Here is a 22,928-nt window from a genome sequence, read left to right as displayed (position 1 = left end):
AAGGGGCGTAGGTCGCGGCGCGGCTGCCAAAAGGCCCCAGGGCCCCGTGACTGCACAGCACAGCGTGCAACACGCAATCCTCGTCAGCGTACCGACCTTGCGCCTCTCCCTCACGAGCGGGTCACCCGAGGATGTGGCAGTGCCCAACCCTGCTCTAACCATGCCTGGATCCCGTCCTCAATCTCCCCCAACGCGCGTTCGAACTGGGCTCGCGTACCGCCGACCGGATCGTCGATATCGCCGACCGTAAACCTGCCGAGCGCCGCCACCTGGGACGACAGACGCCCGCGCTGGCGTCGGATCCACCTCGCCTGATCGTCGGACATCACCATCAGCAGCGTGTCGCCATCCACCTGCTTCGGCAACAGCTGGCGACCGCGGTGCCCGCTGATGTCAATACCGCGCTCAGCCATTAGCTGGATCGACAGGGGATCCGCCGGCAAACCCACACACGCGCGCACGCCAGCGGACGTTACCTGCACACCCGTACCGCGTTCGCGCAACGCAACCGCCAGAAGCGCATGCGCAATGGGCGAGCGGCAGACATTGCCCACGCACACGGTGACCACTTGACTCGGCAGCGGGCGTGCCCCTACGGCCGCTTCCTCTCGCCTATCCACCACCAGTACTCACCCCCGCCTCGTTCGGCGTAAAGGCATCGGCTCGACGCAGATCCGTGACCACAGCGAGAAGCACGATGGCCGCCATCGTGAACGCTGCCGCCACCACACCCGCTCCCACCACACCGATCCGCTCCGCCAGCAATCCCAAGGTCACGCTCCCGATGGGCGTACCCGCCATAAACGTCAGCATGTACATCGCCAATAGGCGCGCGCGAAGCGCCGTCGGCGAACGCTCCTGGACGATCGTGCGCCCGAGGGCGATCGCCACTCCCGTGCCCATGCCCCACAGGCCCATGCCCAGCACGACGCCCGAGATCGACGATGACAGGCAGATCAGCGTGAGTGCAATGCCGTTCGCTCCTATCGCTAGAAATAGGTTGGTTACGTGGCGCCTCGCCAGGCCCCGTCGGCGAAGGAGCTCGATGGTCATGGCGAGGGTTCCCAGCATGAAGGCCGTATTGGCGAAGGCGAGTTCTCGGGCACCGCTCCCCTCGAGCTCGAGCACGAGCTTGGGGACGATAACGAAGTAGGCACCGTTGTAGCAGATGCCTGTCACCAGGTTGACCAGCATCACTGGGGTCAAGCCAGGCGCCACCCGCAGCACTGAGAGGGGCTCGTGAAGGAGGCCTCGTATCGCCGCACGCCGTTGCTGCGCCTGCACGTGGCGAGGCTCGCCGGGTGCAGGCAAGCGCAGAGCAGCTAACGCGCCCATAAGTAGCATGAGTGCCATGAACTTGAACATGAGCCCTGCCCCCGTTCGCTCCACCCAGCCGGCTAGCGTGAAGCCAATCACCTGGACACCAAACTGCACCGCCGTAGAGGCGGTCACAAAGCGTTGGATCTGGCCTCCCGAGACCGGCCCCACCAGCGAGTCACGCGCCGGACGGACGAAGGCGGAGGCGGTACCCACGCAGCACAGGTAGGCGAGGAGCAGTCCGTAGGTGAGATGGCCGGCGAAGGTGATGAGTCCAAGCGCCGCCGCGAGCGCGCCGAGCAGCCCCTGGCTCATGAGGAGCACTCGCCGTTCATCGTAGCGATCGGCGACCCAGCCGCCGAGCAGCACGCAGAGCACCGTCGGTAGGGTGAAAACCAGATACGCGTAGCCGAAGTAGCGTGCCCCATCGAGGTGCAGCTGATGCCCCACGATCCAAGGCACCAAAACGGACAGCATGCCCTGGGGGATGAACCAGCTGGCAACACCTGCCAAGTACCAGCGCATCAGCGGCAGCGCCGTGGCTCAGCCGACGAAACGCCGTCGGGAGACTTTACAGATGACACTGCAACGGCCCGGCTTCTGGCGAGCAAAACGCACGTTTCATAGGGTATCCCCACAACGGGCACGAGACTTGCTTCACCAGAGTTCACGGTTTCGGCGTGCGGGCTCGAACCACTGCGACAGGCCCAACGGACACCTGCCTCGCTACTGCTCCTAGCGCGGTGGGTGGTCGCTAGGTTCGCGCCCGCTCGCGTTTTCACGCGCCCTCCTCGTCGCCGGAACCTTCCGCGAGCGTTGCATCCCACCCCTCTAGCACCACGATCGCGTGCGCCTGCACGGGCCACCAGGCCTCGCCGGCGATGGACTGCTGTTGCGTCGGACCGCGGATGTCCTGCCCCGCTTGGCCCGCGGTGTCCAACGCGAGGCGCCAGTCGATCCCGGGATAGCGCGGCACCATGAACCGGGCCAGGCGATCCGCCATGTTTACCATCACGTGCAGGTGAGGCTCCCGACGTTCGACCCCTGCCAGCGTGAAGGCCAGCTCCCGGGCTTCCCCATCCTCCCAATTGGGTCGGTGCAGGCGTCGCCCATGCCACTGGATATCCGGTAGGAGCGCACCGCGAGCGGCCTTGCCGGTGAGGAATCCTCGCCGCTGCAGGCTCTGATGGCGTCGGCGCAAGGCGATCAATTCGCGCACAAAGTGCAGCATGTGCGCGTGGCGCACAACGGACTCCCAATCGAACCACCCGGTGGGATTGTCCTGACACCAGGGGTTGTTGTTGCCCTGCTGTGAGCGCAACACCTCGTCGCCCGCGTTGATCATCGGCGCGCCTTGGCTCAACAGCAGCAGCGTGAGGTGGTTGCGCACCTGCCGGGCACGTAAGGTGAGCACTTCGGGGCGGTCCGTGTCCCCCTCCACACCGTGGTTGCGACTGAAGTTGTGGTCGCCGCCGTCACGATTACCCTCGCCGTTCGCTTCGTTGTGCTTACGCTCGTAGCTGACGAGGTCCGCCAGGGTGAAACCGTCGTGGCAGGTCACGAAGTTGACGCTATTGCGCGGCGTACGGCCGCTGCCTTGGTACATGTCGGCACTACCGGCGATGCGCGCCGCCAGCTCAGCATGAGCGCCGGGCTGACCGTGGACGAAGCGGCGCACGCAGTCCCGATAGCGACCATTCCACTCTGCCCAACGAAGGCCCGGGAAGCTTCCCACCTGGTAGAGTCCAGCCGCATCCCAGCATTCGGCGATCAGATGCGTCTTGGCCAGTACGGGCTCCAGCTCGATCGCCCACGCGGCGGGCGCATCGTGGTGCACGCTACCGTCCGCCAGGCGCGTGAGGGCGCTGGCAATGTCGAAGCGAAAGCCGTCCACATGCATCTCCCTCACCCAGTAGCGCAGGCAATCGAGGATCATGCGCAGCACCCATGGATGGTTTGCGTTGATCGTGTTGCCGCAGCCCGTGTAGTCCTGATATTGGCGCCGATCTTCGGGCGAGAGCATGTAGTAGAACGCGTTGCCCGCCCCTTTGAAGTTGATGACGGCCCCGCCGGCCCCGCCCTCGGCCGTGTGATTGAAAACCACGTCCAAGATGACGCCGATGCCCACCTCGTGAAGCGCCTTCACCATCTGTCGAAACTCATGCCGCGCCGTGTCGGGCGAGGTAGCGTAGCCCGGGTGTGGGGCGAAGAAGCTGTAAGTGCTGTACCCCCAGTAGTTCCGAAGCCCGGCGTCGCGCGTGCCAGGAGGCACCTCTTGCTCGTCAAAGGCGAATATCGGCAGTAGCTCGACGTGGGTAACCCCTAGGGACTGCAGGTACGGAATCCGCTCGATCACGCCGAGGAACGTGCCCGGCGAGGTGACCTCTGCCCCCGCGCCACGGGTGAAGCCCCCCACATGCATCTCGTAGATGACCGCAAGCTCGAGGGGGATGTGCAGGGGCGCATCGTCTACGGCCGGCTCCCGAGCCAGATCGAGGACGATGGCGCGAATGGAGCGGTGCCGAACCGCTGGTCCTTGCCCAAGGTGGTCTTCGCGACGCCAATGGGACGTATCTACGGCCCTGGCGTAGGGGTCCACCAGCTCACGTAGAGGATCGAAGCGATGACCCGATGCAGCCGTATCGTCCGGGCCATCCAAGCGCCATGTGTAAAGCGTACCGTGCGCCACCCCCGCCACATGGACGTGCCAGATGCCATGATCGAAGTGCACGCTGCGATCCAACTCAACCGCCTGGTAGGGGCGCACGTCCTGCGAGTGTCGATACAGCAGTAGTTCTGCGTGGGTCGCATCGGGCGCGCGCAGGGCGAAGTTGACACCGCGGGCATCAGTGGTCGCACCAAGGGGTTCGGTGACGCCGGCGCTGACCGCCGACGGCAAAGCTGCTGGGGGCATCTGAATCGCTGACGTGTGCGCTACGCGGTCAACTGCACCCGCAGGCCCTCTGGCTTGCGCGGATCCCCGGAGAGACGCACCTCGGGCCGATTTGCATCGAGGTGGCGTACCGTCTGAAACACTGCGATCAGATCGTCGCTACCCGCGCTCGCGGCGAGCGCATCCAGGCCGAGGGCGTGGCCATCCGCGTCCCTCAGGGCGGCCAGCACCGCATGCTGGAGCTGCAGTCGCTCGCCCGCCGCTCGTTTGCCGGCCTCCACGCCCGGCTGGTGGTAAGCGTTGATGTTCACCAGGTGGGCGTACAACCCCACAGTGCGTTCGTAGAGGGCGATCAGGGCGCCGAGGCGACGGGCGTCCACCACGGGGACGGTGATCGTAATCGAGCGCCGCCCATTCTCTGCCAGCGCTTGGCGCGTGCCATGCAGAAAGCCCGACAGGTAGTCGGCGCTGCTCGTATCGTGCTCAACGGTGACCGACCCACCGTCGCGGCCTCGGAGCACTTCAACGAAGGTCACGAAGAAATTGTCGAGCCCCTCCCGCAACTGCTGCACGTAGGCATGCTGATCCGTCGACCCCTTGTTCCCGTACACGGCGATGCCCTGCTTCACGGCCTTACCGTCAAGGTCGGTACCCTTGCCCAGGGACTCCATCACCAGCTGCTGCAGGTAGCGGGAGAAGAGAAGCAGCGAGTCCTTGTAGGGAAGCATGACCATGTCGCGCTGCCCTACGCCCTCGCCCGCTGCATACCAGCCCAGAGCCAAGCGGGCCGCCGGATTCTCAGCCAGGTTCGCGACGCGAGTGGCCTCGTCCATGACGGCTGCGCCCCGCGCCATCGCCCCCGTGTCGATCCCCGCTAGCGCCGCGGGCACCAAACCCACGGCACTGAACAAACTCGTTCGCCCACCGACCCAGTCTTCCATGTAGAAGCGCGCCAGCCAGTTCTCCTCGCGTGCGGTCGCATCGAGCTTGCTGCCGCGGCCGGTGATCGCGATCGCCTGTGGCCCCATCTCCAGATCGTGGGACTCGAAGACGTGCGCGACCTCGAGCATGCCGTTGCGCGTCTCCGGCGTGCCCCCGGACTTGCTGGTGACGACCACGAGCGTGGTGCCGAGGCGAGGCAGCAAAGGCGCCACTACCCGGTCGATACCCTCTGGGTCGGTATTATCGATGAAATGAGTGCGCAGCCCTCCCATCTCCGTAGCTGCAGCCAGCGCTTCCACCAGCAGCTGAGGCCCGAGGGCCGACCCGCCGATGCCGATGCACAGCAGATCCGTAAAGCGCTCATGGCGCTCGGGTCGGATCGTCTGATCCAGTACACCGCGAGCGAAAGTGGTGACAGCCTCGCGCGTGTTGCGAATGCTCTCGGCAAGCTCGCCGTTGGGCGCGAGCTCTGGGGCGCGAAGCCAAAAGTGGCCGACCATCCGACGCTCGTCGGGATTGGCGATGGCGCCGGACTCCAACGCATGCATTTGGGCGAAGGCTGCCGCAAAGCGCGGGGTCAGCTCCGCTTCCAAAGCCGGGGAAATCTGCGCCAAGCTCAGGTCGATGGCCAGTTCGAGCTCGCGGTGGATGTAGAGTCCTGAAAAATAGGGCGGCCAGTCCACGCTGCGCTCGCTCATCGTCGGAACTCCTCCGCAAGGTATGGCGCATCCAAGAAGGCGCGTAGTTTGCCACGTTGCCGCGACGCTTGCCGTGCCGTGCGACGGCTTGCCCGCAACGTTTTCGCGCACAGGACCCACTTCCTCGCGACTGCGTACCGCGCAAAGGGGACACCCTTACCCCGATCGACCAAGGAGACACCATGTTCAGCAAGCTGATGGCATATGCCGCCCTACTTTTGCTCGCCACCCCCGCCGCCTTCGCTGGCGTCGACACTGGCACCGATCGCAACGATGTGATCCTCGCTGGCCACGACGCCGTGGCTTACTTCACCGAAGGCAAACCCGTGCCTGGCAGTGCTGAGTTCACGGCCAGCCACAACGGGGCGATCTACCGCTTCGCCACAGCCAAGAATCGCGACGCGTTTCGGGCTGACCCGGATCGCTTCGCGCCTGCCTACGGTGGCTATTGCGCCCTCGGCACGTCCTTCGGCAAGAAGTTTCTGGTCGACGGAAAGGCCTTCGAAATCGTGGATGGCCAGCTCTACGTCAACAAGAACCTCAAGGTCTACGCCACTTGGCGCAAAGACATCCCAGGCAACATCGAGAAGGCGGACGGCCACTGGCCGGACATTGCGGAGGTGCCGGCCAAAAAGCTCTGACAGATCGGTGAGAAGTACGGGCCGGCCGAGCGGCCGCGCCCGTACGAAGTGGCGTCCCCTAGGGGATTCGAACCCCTGTTGCCGCCGTGAGAGGGCGGAGTCCTAGGCCTCTAGACGAAGGGGACAAAAGGACTTCAAATCGGATCAAGCAGGCCGCTCGGAATGGCGTCCCCTAGGGGATTCGAACCCCTGTTGCCGCCGTGAAAGGGCGGAGTCCTAGGCCTCTAGACGAAGGGGACGTGGGTATTCCAAGCGGGTGCTGGAAGCGTTGGTGGAGCTAGGCGGGATCGAACCGCCGACCTCCTGCATGCCATGCAGGCGCTCTCCCAGCTGAGCTATAGCCCCGACAAGGCCGGCAAGGTTACCCCCGCTCGCCGGACCGGTCAACCGACCGGATGGGGCAGCTCAACGTCCCGGGGGTATTGCCTCTTGGGCGAAGGTGACGGCGGCCGCTAGACGCTCCAGTACCGCCTCCTTCCCCAGTACCGATAAGGTCACATCGATCGGCGGGGAAACCGCGGTGCCCGTCACCGCCACGCGAATCGGCTGCGCCACTTTGCCCAGCTTCAGCTCGAGGGCTTCGGACACGCCAACCACCACCGCGTGGATAGGCTCCGCCTCCCAGACATCAAGCTCCTCTAGACCCTCGATCACCCTCCGTAGCACATCGGCCGCCTCGGGCTTGAGGTTCTTGCGCGCAGCCTTCTCCTCGTAGGCAGTGATCGGTTCGTAGAAGAAGCGACTCGTGTTCGCCATCTCCATGAGCGTCTTGGCCCGCTCGCGCAGGGCGATGAAGACGGCCCCCTCGTCGGGTCCACCGACATAGGCGATGCCCTGACGATGGAGATGCCATCGGAACTCGTCCACCAGCCCTGGCATCGGCAGCGTCTTGATGTAGTGGGCGTTAAGCCAGTTGAGTTTCTCCGGGTTGATCGCCGAAGCCGATTGATTCACATCGGCGATGTCGAACAGGGAGATCATCTCCTCGCGCGAGAAGACCTCCTGATCCCCATGCGACCAGCCGAGGCGTACTAGGTAGTTGAGAATCGCCTCGGGCAGGTAGCCCTGATCCCGGTACTCGATCACACTCGTCGCTCCGTGGCGTTTGGAGAGCTTGGTACCGTCTGGACCTAAGATCATCGGTACGTGAGCGAAGGAAGGTGGCGTCGCGCCGAGAGCGTTGTAGATGTGCATCTGGCGCGGCGTGTTGTTGAGATGATCATCGCCACGCACTACGTGCGTGATGCCCATGTCCATATCGTCCACCACGACCGTGAAGTTGTAGGTGGGCGTGCCGTCGGCGCGGGCGATGACCAGATCATCAAGTTCCGTGTTGTCGAAGGCCACGTGGCCGCGCACCTGATCCTCGACGATGATCGTGCCGTCCAGGGGCGTCTTGAAGCGGACCACGGGTTTGACGCCCTGCACGACTGCGTCGGGGTTGTCGCGGCAGTGACCGTCGTAACGCGGCTTCTCCTTACGCGCCATCTGCTCCACGCGCACCCGATCGATGCGATCCTTCGAGCAGTAGCAATAGTATGCCTTCCCTTCGTCCAAGAGCTGCTGGATCACCTCCTGGTAACGAGCGAAGCGCTCGGTTTGAAAGAAGGGGCCCTCGTCGTGCTGCAGCCCTAGCCACTGCATGCCGTCGAGGATTGCCTGCACCGCTTCGGGGGTGGAGCGCTCCCGGTCCGTGTCCTCCACTCGCAGGATGAACTGACCGTTGTGACGGCGGGCATAGAGGTAGCAGTAAAGGGCGGTGCGGGCGCCGCCGATGTGCAGGTAGCCGGTCGGGCTAGGGGCGAAGCGGGTTCTGACGGTCATGGGTGCTCGGGAGCGGTGCGGGAAAGGCGCTTAGGATACCGGCAGCGGACCGCCTTGGGCACCTGGGCCCGCGACTGTGTCGGCCATCGCGCCTAGCGGCGCGCCATCAGTTCGTCGTACACCTTCAGGTAGCTGCCGACCATCGCCTCCATGCTGTAGCGTGCTAGTGCATCGGCGCGCGCCGCCTCGCTTTGGCGCGCACGGAGGGCGGAGTCTTCCACGTACCTCTGGAGCGTATCCGCCAGCACCTGCACGTCGTCGGACGGCACCAGGCAACCTGTGACACCGTCTTCGACAAGCTCGACGTTGCCGCCGACGGCGGTAGCGACGACCGGCCGACCGGAGGCCATCGCCTCGAGGATCGTGTTCGAGATGCCCTCACCGAGGGAAGGCAATACGAACAAATCGAAGCCTCTATACAGCACTTCGACGTCGTTTCGCGCTCCAGGGAGCCAACTTTGCTCGGCGATCCCCGCCTCGTGCACGAAGGCCCTGAGAGCTCCAAAAGTGTCCCCGTCGCCGACGATCGCCAGCCTGGCGCGGCCTCGCAGATGGGGTGCTTGGGCAAGCAATTGCGCGAAGGCGCGCGCCAGAAGGATTTGGTGCTTGATCGGCTGCAGGCGACCGACCGTACCGATCACGACGGCGTCGTCCGGGGCGAAATTAGACGGCGCGGGTAATGGCTCGCGCTGCTCGGCTTGGGGCGGACGAAAGCGCTCAGTGTCTACGCCGTTGTAAATCTGCGTCACGCGATTTGGTGCCACACCTATCTTATCGCATAGGTACCCCTCGAGATCTTGTGACACGGTGATGAAGTGCTTGACGAGCGGCCTATGCACCTTGCGCACGATCTGCCATTTCACATTAGTGCCGTCAGGATCGTCCACGTCCCGACCATGTTCGCCATGCACACGGCGCGAGACGCCCGCCAGCATCGCTGGAAACAGCGCATCGAGTGCCGTCAGATTCCGCGTGTGCAAGATCGCCGGACGCATTTCCCGAAGGCGCTTGAACAAGCGCCACTGGGCCCCCGGGTCCTGCCCGGGCCGCTTATGCATAGCGATGACGTCAACGCCGGGCGCCTGAATGCGCTCTCGGAAATCAGTGAAGTCCTCCATGCACACGATCGCATGGCGGTAGCGCTCCGGTGAGATGGCGTTGATGAGGTTGACTAGCCCGTTTTCGAGGCCGCCGATGGCCAAACGAGTGATGACATGAGCGATCAGCGGTGCGGACATGGGCTCTTCCAAAGCGGCCTTGACAGGAGGATCCGTGAGTTAGGTGTCGACGGCTAGGAGCGAGAGGATACGGGGAGTTCACATTGGGTGCAGCAGACTACGTCCTTCGGCCCCTGCCCAGCCTGACGTCCGTCTTTGACGAGGGGAATCACGGTCGCTATCCTACGCCGCTCTGAGGGGCGATTAGCTCAGCGGGAGAGCACTGCCTTCACACGGCAGGGGTCGCTGGTTCAATCCCAGCATCGCCCACCATTTCCCTCCACCGCGCGGGATCTGTCTACGGCCCCGACCCAACTCGAGGGGCGTCAGACAGGGAGCCCCGAGGGTTCCGTCCCCGGCGCCCGCGGTCGCTTGAGCGCCCGCGATTCTCGAGCGAACCTGCGTGGTGCGATCGGGCGAGTCCCCACGCGTCGGCCCGCCGAGGCGAACCACCGCCCCCACGCGACCCGAGGGCGGCTTCGCGCCCCACCACCCGCCTGCGCGGATACAATCGATCGAACTGCTCACGATTCCCTATCGACCCTGCGCGAAGCGTCCTATCATCCTGCGCTCAAGGTGACCTGGGCGACCGGTCCAGGGCCGCTACGCCGCGAAACGAAATGAAGACGATCGTCCTTACAGCTTTTCAGTTTCCCCCTCTCGTGGGTACGAGCGGCGTGCAGCGAACGCTTCGCTTCGTCCAGCACTTGCCCGCCTTCGGCTGGCGCCCAGTGGTGCTCACCCCCTGGCGTGGCATACACCGTAACGTCGATGTTGAGACCGAGAAGCTGTTGCCGGCGCAGTGTCAGGTGATCCGAACGGGGTGCCTGGATACGGCGCGGCACCTATCCCTTGGTGGGCGCTACCCGGGTCACCTAGCGCTGCCGGACCGATGGACGTCGTGGCGCTGGTTTGCGCGCTTCGCCCTGACTGAGCTGCGCAAGGCCCGGCCACACGCTGTCTGGAGCACCTACCCAATCGCCACTGCGCACCATGTAGGCCACTACATGGCACACAAGCTACAGGTGCCGTGGATAGCCGACTTCCGCGATCCGATGGCCCAAGACGGGTACCCATCGGACCCGCGCCAACACCGAGCGTTCGTCGACACCGAGCAGCTAGCGGTCGCCCAAGCGGACAAGTTAGTGTTCGTGGCACCCTCAGCGGTAGCCATGTACCGCGAACGCTATGCACACACTCCTGTAGATCGCTTCGAGCTTATCGAGAACGGCTACGACGAAGGCGCCTTCGACGGCCTAAGTCGCTGCCCACCAGACCGGGACGGGCGGGCGATGGTGCTCTTGCACAGTGGCATGGTCTACGAGCAAGAGCGCAACCCGAGCGCGTTGTTCGAGGCGATTTCCACCCTACGTCAGCGCGGGGAACTCACCCCAGCAAAGCTGACGATTCGCTTTCGCGCTCCGGTTCGAGAGTCGTTCGTGCGCAGCGTTGCAAGTCACCACGGCGTGGAGGACTTTGTCGAGATATTGCCGAGGGTGACGTACGAGGAGGCGCTTGCCGAGATGATGTCCGTGGACGCGCTGTTGGTGCTGCAGAGCGAGACGTGCAACGAGCAAATCCCCGCCAAACTCTATGAGTACCTTCGAACTGGTCAACCGATACTCGCACTCACCGACCCCGCAGGAGACACGGGCAAGCTGCTGCAATCGCTCGGGTTGCCCTGGGTCACGCCGCTTAGTGCGACCGCCCCAATCATCGACCTATTACCTCAGATGATCAGACAGCTGCAAAGCGGGCTGGCGAAAGCGGCCGATCCGCGGAAGGTGGAGCGCTACTCGCGACGTGCCCTAACCGGTCGCCTTGCCGAACTGCTCGACTCAATCACCTAGTCTGCAGCGCTGCCGCCGCCAAGGAATCGGGCGAGCTCGTCAACGATCCTGACGGCAGCGCTACCATCCCACAGTTCAGGTCTGCGCCCTGCGGGCACAGCTCCCGCGAGAATCTCGCGTGCGGCACGCTCGATGGTGACGGGGTCCGTGCCGACGAGCTGATTGGTCCCTTCGCTAACGGTCACCGGTCTCTCAGTGTTCTCGCGCATCGTCAGGCAAGGGACCCCCAACGCCGTGGTCTCCTCTTGCAAACCGCCGCTATCGGTGAGCACCAAGGAAGCGTCCTTCCACATGTTTAGGAACGCCATATAAGACAACGGCCCGATCAAGCTTATGCTGGAAGGCACGGTGATCCCCGCAGCATCCATGTTCTTTCGCGTGCGCGGGTGCACGGGGAACACCAGGGGCAAGTCGTCCGCGATACGTGTGAGGGCATCGATTATCCCTGACAGAACCCGGGGATCGTCAACGTTCGACGGTCGGTGCATGGTTACCACACCGTACCGACCGAGCTGCGACTTGAGCTCCCGGCCCTCAAGGCTATCTTCATGAAGGTCGTTTAGCCGGCTGAGCTGGTAAAGCAGATTATCCACCATGACGTGACCGACGAAGTGCACGGCCGATATGGGTTTGCCCTCGGCGAGAAGATTCTCCAACCCTGCGCGCTCAGTGGTGAAAAAGATATCGCTGATCGCATCGGTCACCAGCCGATTGATCTCCTCCGGCATGCGGCGATCGCCGCTGCGCAAGCCCGCCTCTACGTGGGCTACTGGGATGTGCATCTTGGTTGCTACTAGGGAACAGGCAACCGTTGAGTTCACATCGCCCACGACCGTGGTACAGTCCGGCCGTTCTGCCGCTACCACCTGTTCGTAGGCGGTCATGATCTTGGCCGTCTGCTCGGCGTGAGACCCGCCGCCAGCGTCGAGGTGCTGATCGGGATGCGGAATGCCCAACTCTTCGAAGAAGACGTCGCTCATCTGGCGATCGTAGTGTTGCCCCGTATGGATGATCTGGAACTGGAAATCGCTCGGGCGTGATTGGAACGCCCGGACGATAGGCGCAATCTTCATGAAGTTAGGGCGTGCACCGGCGATCAGGTGAACAAGCGCAGTCATCAGGACCCCCGGGCGACGATCGAAATGCGGGCGATCATGCCAGCAAGTGGCACGGGATGCGAGGAATCAGCCCCACCCTTCAGGCACGCACTAGAACCAACCCGACTAGAACCTGGGGATCGTCGCCGAGACCTCATTGGAGAACTCGCTTTCGATACCGATGGAGTTTACGGCCGTGATCGCGAAGTAGTAGGTTCCCTCCGCGAGCCCGTCGAGCATGAAGGAGGACAGGCCGGCGTTGTCGATGGTGATGTCCTGAGTGTAAACACCAGATTCAACGCCCTGATAGACCCTGTACCCGATCAGGTCCGTTAGTGCGGAGTCGTCAGTGTTCTCCGTAGGTGGCATCCAGCTGAAGGTCACGGAGAAACGCCCGGACGGGATCACGTCGATATCAAAGGGCCCGAGCATGGATGTTGAAAACCCATCTGACACGGAGATGACTATTCCCGTGTAGGTGCCCACATCGCCCTCGCCTGGCGTGCCGCTTAGTTCGCCCGTGGTCTGAGAGAAGCTCGCCCAGTCGGGCCTTCCTTGCACGTCGAAGGTAAGCGGATCGCCATCGGCGTCGACAGCTGTCGGAACGAATCGGTAGGTCTCGGAAGCGACCACCTCTGGATCCGGGTCGCCGCTTAGCTCGGGCGGCAAGTTGCCGGCGGGTGTCGAGACGACCACGGTAAAGCGCAGGGATGCGGACTGCGTGCCATCGGAAACCCTGATGGTTATGTCCGGATAGGCCCCCACATCAGAGCCTTCGGGCACACCGCTCAGCTCCCCAGTGGTGGTCGAGAAGCGGCTCCAGCCTGGCGCGTTATCGACGCTGAACACCAAGCTGTCACCATCAGGATCGCTTGCCGCGGGTTCGAAGCGATACGCGTCTCCCGCCTCGACGGCGAGATCCGGGACGCCGCTGATCGTGGGTGGACCGTTCGTCGCAACATCATCCTCAGGAGGCGGCGACGAATCGCCTGGGGATACCGGCCCACTGCCTCCCCCGCCGCAGCCGGCGAGCAACATCGCGAACGCCATGCCGATCGCAAGCCTCCACGACTGGCGTTTGGGCGCCGCGGCCGCAGCCATGCGGGGATGGTCTACAGAGGTCGTCAAAACGGTGTTCCTTCCTTAGTTCCCGTCGGAGACTGTCAGACGATGCCAGATCGTCTCGGGCCGCTGTGGCCCGTCAAACGAGCTCGGTGTCGATTTACCCCCAATCCGAGCAAGGCCTCGTGCAAGCTCGATTCGGCCGTTTCCTGGCCAGGAGAGGTGCGCGAAGGAGGCGCCGTACCTCCGGCCCTGCGCGCCGCGCGACATGCTAGCTCATTCCCGTGGTGCTCGGCGATAGGTGCACCCTCAGGTCGTCCTAAGTATCAAGAACTAGCTCCTCCGGAACCTGTCCCCATGCGGAAACACGCTTGTCGGCGAATTGTCGACACCTGCCGAGATTCGGACATATCGGGTGCAAACCGCCACAGGAAACCAAAGGAAGTGTGATCCACCGCAAGTAACGCGGCTCAAGGACGCCAAAAACCGGTCGTTAACGCCCCAGACCTGTCAACAAACCGTCGCCATGTCGCGCCCACGGCCTTCAGCTCACCTCTGCGAGATGCGGTCGATGGGCGTCAGGTGGCTGTTGGTCCAGGGCGACTTGGCGAACTTAACTGACTCAAGCGGCCCCAGGTCAACAGATCAATCCGCAGCCCCGAATTCCTCGGAGGATCGTGTTCTCCATGCCAGCATCGACCGCCGCCTGTGCTTCGTCGCCCCGGCCCATCCCCTCGCTAGCACGAGACGACCGCGCCCGCACCCCGGAGGCAGCGCCTCTTCGGTACCACCTATTGTGGCCCGCAGCAGTCGCGCTTTTCCTGGCAGCCTGCGGAGGCGAGGGATCGGGGGGCGGCACCGGCACTGCGCCACCGCAACCCGGTGACTCCAACACGGCGCCTATCATCTCCGGGTCACCGCCAGCACAGGCGGAGGCAGAACGTATGTACGTCTTCGTGCCCGATGCTAGCGACCCGGACAACGACGCTCTGACCTTCAAGGTCGACAACGCGCCAGGGTGGGCCATCTTCTCGGAGCAGGACGGATCGTTGAGCGGTCAACCCACGCAGGAGGACGTCGGGACCTACACCGATATCGTTATCAGCGTGTCCGACGGCACGGCCGAATCCGCCATTTCGCCCTTCGACATCGTCGTCGTCGCGGGCGATGATCCAGAACCTCCTGCGCCGATTAACCAGGCGCCACGCATCTCTGGTACTCCCTCCACTAACGCCACGGTTGGCCAACCGTATAGCTTCACCCCAATGGCGAGCGATGAGGACGGCGACACGCTGACCTTCAGCGTGGCGGGCGCACCACCGTGGGCGACCTTCTCAAGCTCCACGGGCACCCTAAGCGGTACGCCGCAAACGGCAGACGTGGGGAGCTATCCCAACATGGTGATCACGGTATCGGACGGCGCGCTGCTCGACTCCTTGCCACCGACGACCATTGCTGTTTCTACACCCGAGGCGCCACCGCCACCGCCACCGGTCAACACCCCACCGACGATCGCGGGAGTCCCACCCGCAAGTACGGTCGCGGGCAGTCCCTACGTATTCCAGCCTTCCGCAAGCGACGCGGATGGCGACTCGCTCACCTTCAGCGCCCTCAATCTACCGGCGTGGCTCAGCTTCTCTCCTGCTACGGGCGCCATATCGGGCGTACCGCAAGACGCCGACGCCGGCACCTACACCGGACTGCTGATCAGCGTGTCAGACGGGCAGGATTCGGCCACCATCGGCGCCTTCAGCATTCGCGTCGACCCGGCGCCAAACTCCGCGCCGACGATCTCAGGCACCCCACCCTCCGCCGTGGTCGTAGGTGAGCTGTACACCTTCACGCCCAGCGCCGAGGACGAAGACGGCGACACGCTCACCTTCAGCATCGAAAACGCACCGGACTGGGCCAGCTTCTCTACCCTCACGGGTCAGCTGTCCGGCACGCCCAACACGGCAGACGTTGGCACCTACGCTGGCATTGCTATCACCGTGTCAGACGGCCAGGACTCGGCGGCCATCAGTGCCTTCAGCATCCGCGTTGACGACGAACCCAACTCCGCCCCGACGATCGCGGGCACACCACCTGTCGCCGTGGTCGTGGGCGAGCTGTACAGCTTCACGCCCAACGCCGACGACGAAGACGGCGACACGCTCACCTTCAGCATCGATAACGCACCGGACTGGGCGACCTTCTCGACCGTTACGGGCGAGTTGTCAGGTACCCCACAAGAAGGTGATGAGGGAAGCTACGCCGCGATTGTCATCGCCGTCTCAGACGGGTCCGCCGAAGCCGCCCTCGACGCCTTCGCCATCAGTGTGGAGGCAGTACCGAACGCAGTACCCACCATCGAGGGTGAGGCCGACCCCCAGGTCGTGGCCGGCAGCAGCTACCTGTTCGCCCCTGATGCGGATGATCCGGATGGAGACACCTTGTCTTTCACCGTAGACAATGTCCCCTCCTGGGCGTCCTTCTCCACCACCACAGGGGAGCTCTCTGGAACGCCAGAAGCGGCGGATGTGGGCCTCTACGAGAACATCCTCATCACGGTGACAGACGGTGTCGACAGCGCATCGCTGATGGCGTTTTCGATCGAGGTCCTGGCAGACGGCGGAAACTCCGTAACCCTGAGCTGGACACCACCGACCGAGAACACGGATGACTCCGCGCTGACGAATCTGGCGGGCTACCGTATCCACTACGGCACCGCGACCGGCTCCTACACAGAAGAGGTAGCACTCGACAACCCAGGGCTCTCGAGCTACGTCGTGGAGGGACTGATGGAGGGTGAGTACTTCTTCGCCATCACGGCGGTCAATGACGTTGGCATCGAGAGTGCCTATTCGGATGAGGTCAGCGCCACGCTCCCGCCCTAAGCCTTCGAGCTAGCGACGAACAAGACGCAGCACGAGGTCGACAGAACTCCTGTGCAGCGTGAACGCCAGCAGCGCAAATGCCGCCGCGCCCGTGACGACGAGTGCAAGGAGCAGCATTAACCCCGCATTGAAGCCAGCGGCTTCAGCGCCCTCGCGTGCGAGGGTGACGCTGCCCCACATAGCGGTCGCGCTAAGTCCGACGCCCATGGTTGCGCCAAGGTAGCGCATGACGGCTACCCCGAGCACCGGCAGAGACCACAGCAAGATCACCCCGAAGCAGAGACTAAAGCCGAGCAACCAGACCCAGCACACGCCGGCCAGCCCGTAACGAGCACCGAACACAAATCCTAGGGGCAGTACGACGGCGAGTACCACGGTGTTGCGAAGGCACAGATCCGCTCGCCCCACACCGAGGAGAGCTGAATTCAATACCTGGTTGAGCATGCGGATTGGGCAAACCAAACTCAACAGCTGCAACGGCAGGATGGCATCCGTCCAACCCGGCCCCAACACTACCAGCACCAGCTCCGGCGCCACAGAAGAGATTCCGAAGAACACGGGAAACGCGAAGACGCTAATCAGCGAGGCGGCGCGTACGAACTGCCTAGCAATCTCCTCCCGGTCTGACTGCAAGCGCGAGAACCCTGCGAAGCCAACTTCATTCACGATCGCGCCGAGCTTCTGCATCGGGAGCTTCGCGAGCTGCATGGCCACCGCGTAGACGCCGAGAACTTCCTTCCCGAGCAGGCGACCGATGACGAACACATCCGCCTGCGCGTAGAAGTACCAGAGAATGCGGTTGACAGTGAGCTGACCACCAAAGGTCACCACCTCACGCATCCCTCGCAAGCTGAAACGAGGCATCTCGAAGAAGCGGACGGCCAGGTTCATGCCAGTCGCCCTCACGATTGTGGCACCGACCGATCCCCAGACGAGCGCCCACACTCCTGCGCCGGAAAGCGCTAGCCCTAGCGAGACCAGACTCCCCGTGATCATCGCCAGAAACTCCACGGTCGCCTTACGCTTGAATTGCATCCGCCTCGCCAACATAGCTTGGGGGACGGAAATCAGGGCGAGAAGCGGAAACCTCAGAGTTAACACATGAATGATGTCTACCAACCGCGGCTCTTCAAAGAACCGCGCGACCGGAGCGGCAATTGCCAACAGCACCAGCGCCGCGCAAGCGTTGGTCGTGATCACCACACCGAACACCTTGCCCGCGACACCCTCTTCCAGCTCGGAGCGCTGTGTCAGAGCGGCCCCCATGCCGAACTCCTCGAACAGGGCAAAGAAGCCAATGACCATCGTCGCCATGGCCATGAGGCCGTAGTCTTCTGGTGCCAGGAGCCGAATGACTACTAGGGTGACTACCCAAGTGCCAGCCTGGCTAGCCAGACGCCCTAGAGCCAGCCAGCGGAAGCCACTAACGACCTTCGCGCCGACGTTCTGCTGCTTCGATTCGCTCATATGTTGAGGCCAAAAGTGGCGAGTCTACCTGCGGGAACGGCAATCAGCGATGCTAACGATCACGACTGCTCAGAGGCCTGGATTGGGTCGCGCCAAGTTGCCGGGAGGCCACCGTCAGCATGGCTACCCGTCCCTTGCCTACAACCACAGCGTATGCAAGCATCGCGGCCTTGGCCACGGCTCCAGCGGAGAAGCGGGTGCTCCCCTTCCTATACCTTTGTTCCTCTCAGTTTTCAGGCTCAACGCTCTCCGCCTTTATTCTGAACACGCACCCGGGGGTCGCCACGGTCGGTCACATGACCGGCTGGAAGTTTGCAGCGGATGAGGATTTTCGCTGCTCCTGCGGGGAACCGCTGCAGACGTGCCCTTTCTACAACAGCGTGTCCGAGGCCTTCGCAAAGCACGAGCTACCGTTCGACTTCCGAGACTTCGGCACAGGCTACCGCCTACACGCCGACGATCGAATAAACCGCCTACTAACCGGCGCCGTGCTGAGAATGCAGTCAAGCGCCGTGGAAGGCGCCAGGGACCGGTTGGTGAACCTGGTGCCCGCCTGGAAGCGGCGCATCGCCACCACAAACCTAGCCAATGTCACCTTTACGCAGGCGGCTCTAGCCTGGGGCAAGGCGGAGGTCTTCCTAGACAATTCTCAGGACCCATACCGGCTTCGTTACCTGGCAGCCATCCCGCAGCTCAGTCTGCGCAGCCTGCACTTGGTGCGCGACCCCCGCGGAACCTCCCTGTCGATGATGAACCATGCGGGCTGGGATGCCGAGCTGAGTGCCCGCCAGTGGCTTCGCCGGCAAACGGACATCGCACGGATTGCCGCTGAGGCTTCGGACTCACTACTCGTCCACTACGAGACGCTGTGCGAGGACACAGACGCCGAGCTGCGCCGCATCCACGAGTTCGCTGGACTCACGCCCCATCCCTTCGACGGCGACTTCAAAGCCGGCGAGCATCATGTGCTCGGCAACACCATGCGTTTTCGAGGCGGCGAGATCAAGCTGGACGAGCGGTGGAAGCGAGAGCTGCGGCCTGAAGATCGAAGGGCAGTCGAGCGCGTGCTGAATAAATTTCGTAGCTCTCGTCCAACCCACTCGATGAGTGAGGTTATCGCTCACTACCTCGATAGCTAGTCGAGTGACCTTTGCTCGAGTGCAGCATTGGCGAGGGATTTACCAGGCGGCAGGCTTGGGCAGTGCTTCAAGCGTGGCGTCATAGGCAGCTAACCCAGCCGCTGCCCTATTGCCGACCCGCTTGTTGTCACGAGTTTCGTACCCAGTCAGCCGGCTGCCGTTTATCGCCACCATCCGGTTGCCCTCGAAGAGGATATCACCGGACTTACGACCGGAAAGCAGCCAGCGGCAGCAACGATTCTCATCGTCATAGATGAGCCAGCTGTCGCGCACGTAAACGGCGTGTGGTACTCCCCGGTTCATACGCCGCACCTCGTTCAACAACCCGATCATATCGTGGTTGTCGGAGCGAGGCCCCTGCTGCAACACGCTATCGTTGACGTACAGGACACCGCCGCCGAAGAAGTCGATCGCACGCGAGTTGTCACCGTCCAGCGCAGCCACGATGGAAGAGACGATCAGCGCGCGCTGCGCACCGATCTTCAGGCTGTGGCCACCGTCCTTTGTGGAGTGGACGACGCTGTCGCGAAAGACGAACTCACGTCCGTTCCCCATATAGATGCCGTGGGCCCGGCCTTCCTTGCCATTGCCAACGAAGAGTGAGGACTCGACGATCAAGGCGCCGCTCGGCCCGGCCCCTCCCAGCACGCCGTTCTCGCTTCGAACACAAATGATGTTGCGCAAGTGCACAACCAGGCTCGCCTCGCCGCGTGGCTGTAAGCGCACGCAGGCTCCGTTGCGATCCGCCACGGCAATGTCCTGCACCTGAATGCCTTCGAGGCGGGCGAAGGCACCGGCGAGATTGAACGCCGCCTTCCCCGCACAGGCGCGGTTGAAGGTTGCCCGAGTCCCGTCCTCGCCGATCTCCCCAACGATCGCGATGCTCTTCTTGATGACCTTTACGCAGTCCGTGTAAAGACCAGGAGCTAGGCGGATCGTGTCGCCGTCTTGCGCCGTGGCCAAGGCCTGCGAGAGCGAGGTGTGCTCACATCCCTCGCACACGCGCCAAACACGCCCCTTATCGGTCGAGAAGTCGGGGATTGCGATCTGCGGCGAGAAATCGACGGTCTCCACCTCGACGACGCCGGAAAGGCTTGGAGTTGGCGCTGGCTCCATCGGCGGCGGCGCGGAGGCGAGTAGCATGGGCACCGCGGCGTCAGACCAAAGAGCTGCGGGAGACGGTCGACCAGAGGCGCCCACAAGTACCCCGCAACCGAAAATCGCGACGACGAGCAATGCTCTAGCCAACCAAGACATGATCAATCGCTCCCTTGCACCACATCCCACGCGAATCGTGAGGTCCCGACGCCGACCTACCAGTCAGGATCCTCTTCATAGCCGAGACTGAGCAGCGAGGCGTTTGCTACACGCTTGAAAGTCTCTCGATCACCGTCACTAAAGTGATTGTGCCAGTCTCCCACCACACCCTTTCTGTTGAAGCTCTTGCGCTGCTCTGCGCCGCGCTTCCGACCGGTAGTGGACTCGAACGACGCACGTTCCACGAGTCGTTTTACCAACGCTCGCTCCGCATCGAGGCCAAGAAACTCCAACACCCCGGTCACCACCGGCTGCGGATCCTCATGCAGAGACTCGTAGGAGATCGCATATAGCCCGTAGTCGCGTCCGTAATGACCCTGAGCCACCATGTCATCGTGCCAACGTTGAGCACTGGCTTCCAGGGACCAATCCTCTCCGCGCCGTGCGCGGAAGAAGCGGTCTGACACACAGACATCGCGCCCGTCTCGGTACATAGCGAGCAGCTTGGCTTGCGGGAAGATCTCTCGGATAAACGGCACATAGCGGATGTTTCGCGGCGTCTTCTCCAAGAGGTAAGCAGGGGGCTTAAGACGGCCGTGGACGTGCGCGAAGAAGGTGCGCACGTAAGCGGCAGCCTCATCTGCACGGGCAAGTTCTCGGCGCAACCCGAGCCCCGCGAGGTACCCCATGTCCAGTAGCGTCGAAGGCCTATCGCGCCCCGGGATGCGCGCGTGGGGTCGCAACAGCCACGCACCTAGACGCTCCACGCGATGCATGACCCAGCGCCGTTGGCCACCGGCGCTCCAGGGGACTCCCCCTTCGAACAGAATCTCAGAACACGCGTCAAGGTCGGGTGAGCGCTGAACGTGGTGAAAAATGTGTGTCTCCGCCAGGCCGCGGATCTGAGGATGAAGACACAGCAACCTGAGCAGCCAGGTGCTGCCCGCCTTGTAGTGGCCCACGACGAACGCCAACTCCTTCCCGCTCGGCTCCATTAGCTCCTCGCATGCAAAACTGGCGGTTACCCGCCTGGCGTGGTAGGCGGACCGTCCGAAAGGGCCGGATCATACCACCAGCCATCTTGCGAACCTGTGCCTTGCTTCCCACACTTTACGTATGCCAGCATCCCCGCACTGCAGCCGGTGACTCCGCGCCCCGTACGTCCAAGTGGCGCCCGCTGCGAACAACTCTCGCGCCCGGCTCGAAGCCACCGCCGGGCAGCCGCTGGGGCCGACGCTTCGCAGCGTCACGGAAGAGCAAGCATGTCGACGACAAGCCAACTAATCGATCAGCTGCCATGAGAGATCTCGCGATAACGCTCATCGTCGTCGCGTCGCTGCCCATGATCCTGTCCCGAGCGAACCTGGGCATTCTCATGTATTGCTGGATCAGCTACATGAACCCTCACCGTCTGTCGTGGGGCTTTGCCTACAACATGCCCTTCGCCGCCATGATCTCCGGCACGACGCTGCTGGCGATGTTGTTCAGCAAGGAGCGCAAGGGAATCCCCCTCAAACCGATTACGATCGTTTGGTTCCTTTGGATTCTCTGGATGAGCGTCACCACCCAGTTCGCCATCGAACCAGAATCCGCCCAGTGGGAGTGGGCCAGGTCGATGAAGATTCAGTTCATGACGATGATCACGATCATGCTCATGCAGAGCCGTGAGAAGATCATCGCGCTGATCTGGATGCTGGTGATCTCGATCGGCTACTACGGGGTAAAGGGAGGCATGTTCGCGATCGCGACGGGCGGCGCTTACCGCGTTTGGGGACCGCCGCAAACCTTCTTCTCGGGCACGAACCCGCTCGGGCTAACGCTGTTGATGATCCTACCGCTGATGCTGTTTTTGTTTATCCACAGCGAACGAAAGGTCATCCGTTACGCCCTGCTCGCCTCGATGCTATTTACTTCCGTGGCCGTACTGAGCACCTACTCTCGAGGGGCCTTCTTGGCCGCGGGGTCCGTGGCCGCTTATCTCGTGCTCCACTCACGGCACAAGTTCAAGCTGGCTCCGATACTGCTAGTACTGGGCGTCGGCTTGCTAGCCTTCATGCCGGAGCAGTACACCGAGCGCATCCAGTCGATCCAGAACTTCGATCAAGAAGAGTCCGCCATGGGTCGAATTCGCGCATGGCAAGTGGCCTATGGCGTGGCCGCTGATAACCCTCTTGTCGGCGGGGGCTTTCAGATGATGAGTGCAGAGCTCTTTGAGCGCTACCAGCCCGGCCACAAGCCCCATGACATGCACAGCATCTATTTCGAGGCGCTCGGGGAACAGGGATTCATCGGCCTTGCGCTCTTCTTGGCGCTCATGTTCATGGCCCAAGGCGAGGGATCGCGAATCAAGCGTCTTACCAAAGGTAACCCCGACTTAAGTTGGGCCTACGACCTAGCGACAGCAGTCAAAACGAGCTTGGTGGCCTACGCGACGGGCGGCGCCTTCCTCGGGCTCGCGTACTTCGACCTGTACTACCACCTGATCGCCGTGCTGTTGCTGATCAAGATCGTTGTCGACGAGCAATTGGCGACGATTCCAAGTCCAACGAGTAGAGCTGAAGTTAGTAAGCGCACCGCGCGGCAACAGCCCGTGGCCCCTAGCGCACCGCCCCGCCCACAGGTGGCGCGAGTCGCAAAGACCTAGCTCC

16 protein-coding genes and 4 tRNA genes are annotated in these 22,928 nt (G+C 63.0%); 6 read left to right on the top strand and 14 right to left on the bottom strand.

Annotated elements, in window-relative coordinates; genetic code table 11:
- Positions 1–110: 110 nt before the first annotated feature.
- The 4 genes from AAGA68_14630 to AAGA68_14615 all read right to left on the bottom strand — a co-directional run bounded on the left by AAGA68_14630 (position 111) and on the right by AAGA68_14615 (position 5,850).
- The gene (locus tag AAGA68_14630; protein MEM9386290.1) at positions 111–620 is read right to left on the bottom strand and encodes a low molecular weight phosphotyrosine protein phosphatase; all 510 of its coding nucleotides are present in this window, start codon (positions 618–620) and stop codon (positions 111–113) included.
- Entirely contained in the window at positions 613–1,842 is a 1,230-nt protein-coding gene (locus tag AAGA68_14625; protein MEM9386289.1) for an MFS transporter, read from the bottom strand. The genes AAGA68_14630 and AAGA68_14625 overlap by 8 nt, the downstream gene beginning before the upstream one ends.
- Positions 1,843–2,095: 253 nt before the next feature.
- Positions 2,096–4,231: a glycogen debranching protein GlgX gene (gene glgX, locus AAGA68_14620; protein ID MEM9386288.1), complete on the bottom strand. Its 2,136-nt coding sequence runs from the start codon at positions 4,229–4,231 to the stop codon at positions 2,096–2,098.
- A 20-nt stretch (positions 4,232–4,251) separates the two neighbouring features.
- Complete coding sequence (locus AAGA68_14615; GenBank protein MEM9386287.1) at positions 4,252–5,850, bottom strand: glucose-6-phosphate isomerase; 1,599 nt, start codon at positions 5,848–5,850, stop codon at positions 4,252–4,254.
- A gap of 182 nt (positions 5,851–6,032) precedes the next feature.
- Here AAGA68_14615 and AAGA68_14610 point away from each other — a divergent pair, with 182 nt between their 5' ends.
- Entirely contained in the window at positions 6,033–6,491 is a 459-nt protein-coding gene (locus AAGA68_14610; GenBank protein ID MEM9386286.1) for a YHS domain-containing (seleno)protein, read from the top strand.
- A 49-nt stretch (positions 6,492–6,540) separates the two neighbouring features.
- On the opposite strand, the gene AAGA68_14605 is transcribed toward AAGA68_14610, so the two are convergent.
- From AAGA68_14605 to AAGA68_14585, 5 genes are all read right to left on the bottom strand, one after another.
- Positions 6,541–6,616 (bottom strand) — tRNA-Glu (locus tag AAGA68_14605).
- A gap of 38 nt (positions 6,617–6,654) precedes the next feature.
- A tRNA-Glu gene (locus tag AAGA68_14600) sits at positions 6,655–6,730 on the bottom strand.
- Positions 6,731–6,760: 30 nt separating this feature from the next.
- A tRNA-Ala gene (locus tag AAGA68_14595) sits at positions 6,761–6,836 on the bottom strand.
- 60 nt (positions 6,837–6,896) lie between these two features.
- Positions 6,897–8,315 (bottom strand): glutamate--tRNA ligase, encoded by a 1,419-nt coding sequence (gene gltX / locus AAGA68_14590; GenBank protein ID MEM9386285.1) that lies wholly within the window; start codon positions 8,313–8,315, stop codon positions 6,897–6,899.
- Positions 8,316–8,407: 92 nt separating this feature from the next.
- Positions 8,408–9,553, bottom strand: coding sequence for a TIGR03088 family PEP-CTERM/XrtA system glycosyltransferase (locus tag AAGA68_14585; protein ID MEM9386284.1), 1,146 nt, complete (start codon positions 9,551–9,553; stop codon positions 8,408–8,410).
- Between the two features lie 177 nt (positions 9,554–9,730).
- Between AAGA68_14585 and AAGA68_14580 the strand changes: the two genes are divergently transcribed.
- Positions 9,731–9,805: transfer RNA gene (locus AAGA68_14580), tRNA-Val, on the top strand.
- Positions 9,806–10,152: 347 nt separating this feature from the next.
- A complete protein-coding gene (locus AAGA68_14575) occupies positions 10,153–11,382 on the top strand; it encodes a glycosyltransferase (protein MEM9386283.1) in 1,230 nt (409 codons plus the stop codon).
- Here the strand turns inward: AAGA68_14575 and wecB are convergent.
- On the bottom strand, positions 11,379–12,500 hold the full coding sequence (gene wecB / locus AAGA68_14570; protein ID MEM9386282.1) for a UDP-N-acetylglucosamine 2-epimerase (non-hydrolyzing): 1,122 nt from the start codon (positions 12,498–12,500) through the stop codon (positions 11,379–11,381). The genes AAGA68_14575 and wecB overlap by 4 nt on opposite strands.
- A 105-nt stretch (positions 12,501–12,605) precedes the next feature.
- Positions 12,606–13,607, bottom strand: coding sequence for a putative Ig domain-containing protein (locus AAGA68_14565; GenBank protein MEM9386281.1), 1,002 nt, complete (start codon positions 13,605–13,607; stop codon positions 12,606–12,608).
- Between the two features lie 620 nt (positions 13,608–14,227).
- Between AAGA68_14565 and AAGA68_14560 the strand changes: the two genes are divergently transcribed.
- A complete protein-coding gene (locus tag AAGA68_14560; protein ID MEM9386280.1) occupies positions 14,228–16,417 on the top strand; it encodes a putative Ig domain-containing protein in 2,190 nt (729 codons plus the stop codon).
- A 9-nt stretch (positions 16,418–16,426) separates the two neighbouring features.
- Here AAGA68_14560 and AAGA68_14555 read toward each other — a convergent pair whose 3' ends face one another.
- A complete protein-coding gene (locus AAGA68_14555; GenBank protein ID MEM9386279.1) occupies positions 16,427–17,884 on the bottom strand; it encodes a lipopolysaccharide biosynthesis protein in 1,458 nt (485 codons plus the stop codon).
- A 170-nt stretch (positions 17,885–18,054) separates the two neighbouring features.
- Between AAGA68_14555 and AAGA68_14550 the strand changes: the two genes are divergently transcribed.
- A complete protein-coding gene (locus tag AAGA68_14550; protein ID MEM9386278.1) occupies positions 18,055–19,023 on the top strand; it encodes a sulfotransferase in 969 nt (322 codons plus the stop codon).
- Between the two features lie 39 nt (positions 19,024–19,062).
- Here AAGA68_14550 and AAGA68_14545 read toward each other — a convergent pair whose 3' ends face one another.
- Both AAGA68_14545 and AAGA68_14540 read right to left on the bottom strand, forming a co-directional pair.
- The gene (locus AAGA68_14545; GenBank protein MEM9386277.1) at positions 19,063–20,166 is read right to left on the bottom strand and encodes a hypothetical protein; all 1,104 of its coding nucleotides are present in this window, start codon (positions 20,164–20,166) and stop codon (positions 19,063–19,065) included.
- Between the two features lie 170 nt (positions 20,167–20,336).
- Complete coding sequence (locus AAGA68_14540; protein ID MEM9386276.1) at positions 20,337–21,275, bottom strand: sulfotransferase; 939 nt, start codon at positions 21,273–21,275, stop codon at positions 20,337–20,339.
- Positions 21,276–21,577: 302 nt separating this feature from the next.
- Here AAGA68_14540 and AAGA68_14535 point away from each other — a divergent pair, with 302 nt between their 5' ends.
- Positions 21,578–22,924 carry a putative O-glycosylation ligase, exosortase A system-associated gene (locus AAGA68_14535; GenBank protein ID MEM9386275.1) on the top strand — a complete coding sequence of 449 codons (1,347 nt, stop codon included), beginning with the start codon at positions 21,578–21,580 and terminating at the stop codon, positions 22,922–22,924.
- Positions 22,925–22,928: the final 4 nt, after the last annotated feature.

Source organism: Pseudomonadota bacterium (genome assembly GCA_039193195.1).
Taxonomy (GTDB): Bacteria; Pseudomonadota; Gammaproteobacteria; order Steroidobacterales; family JBCBZW01; genus JBCBZW01.
Note: the sequence above shows the minus strand (reverse complement) of the source record. Positions and strands in the feature narration are given on the sequence as shown.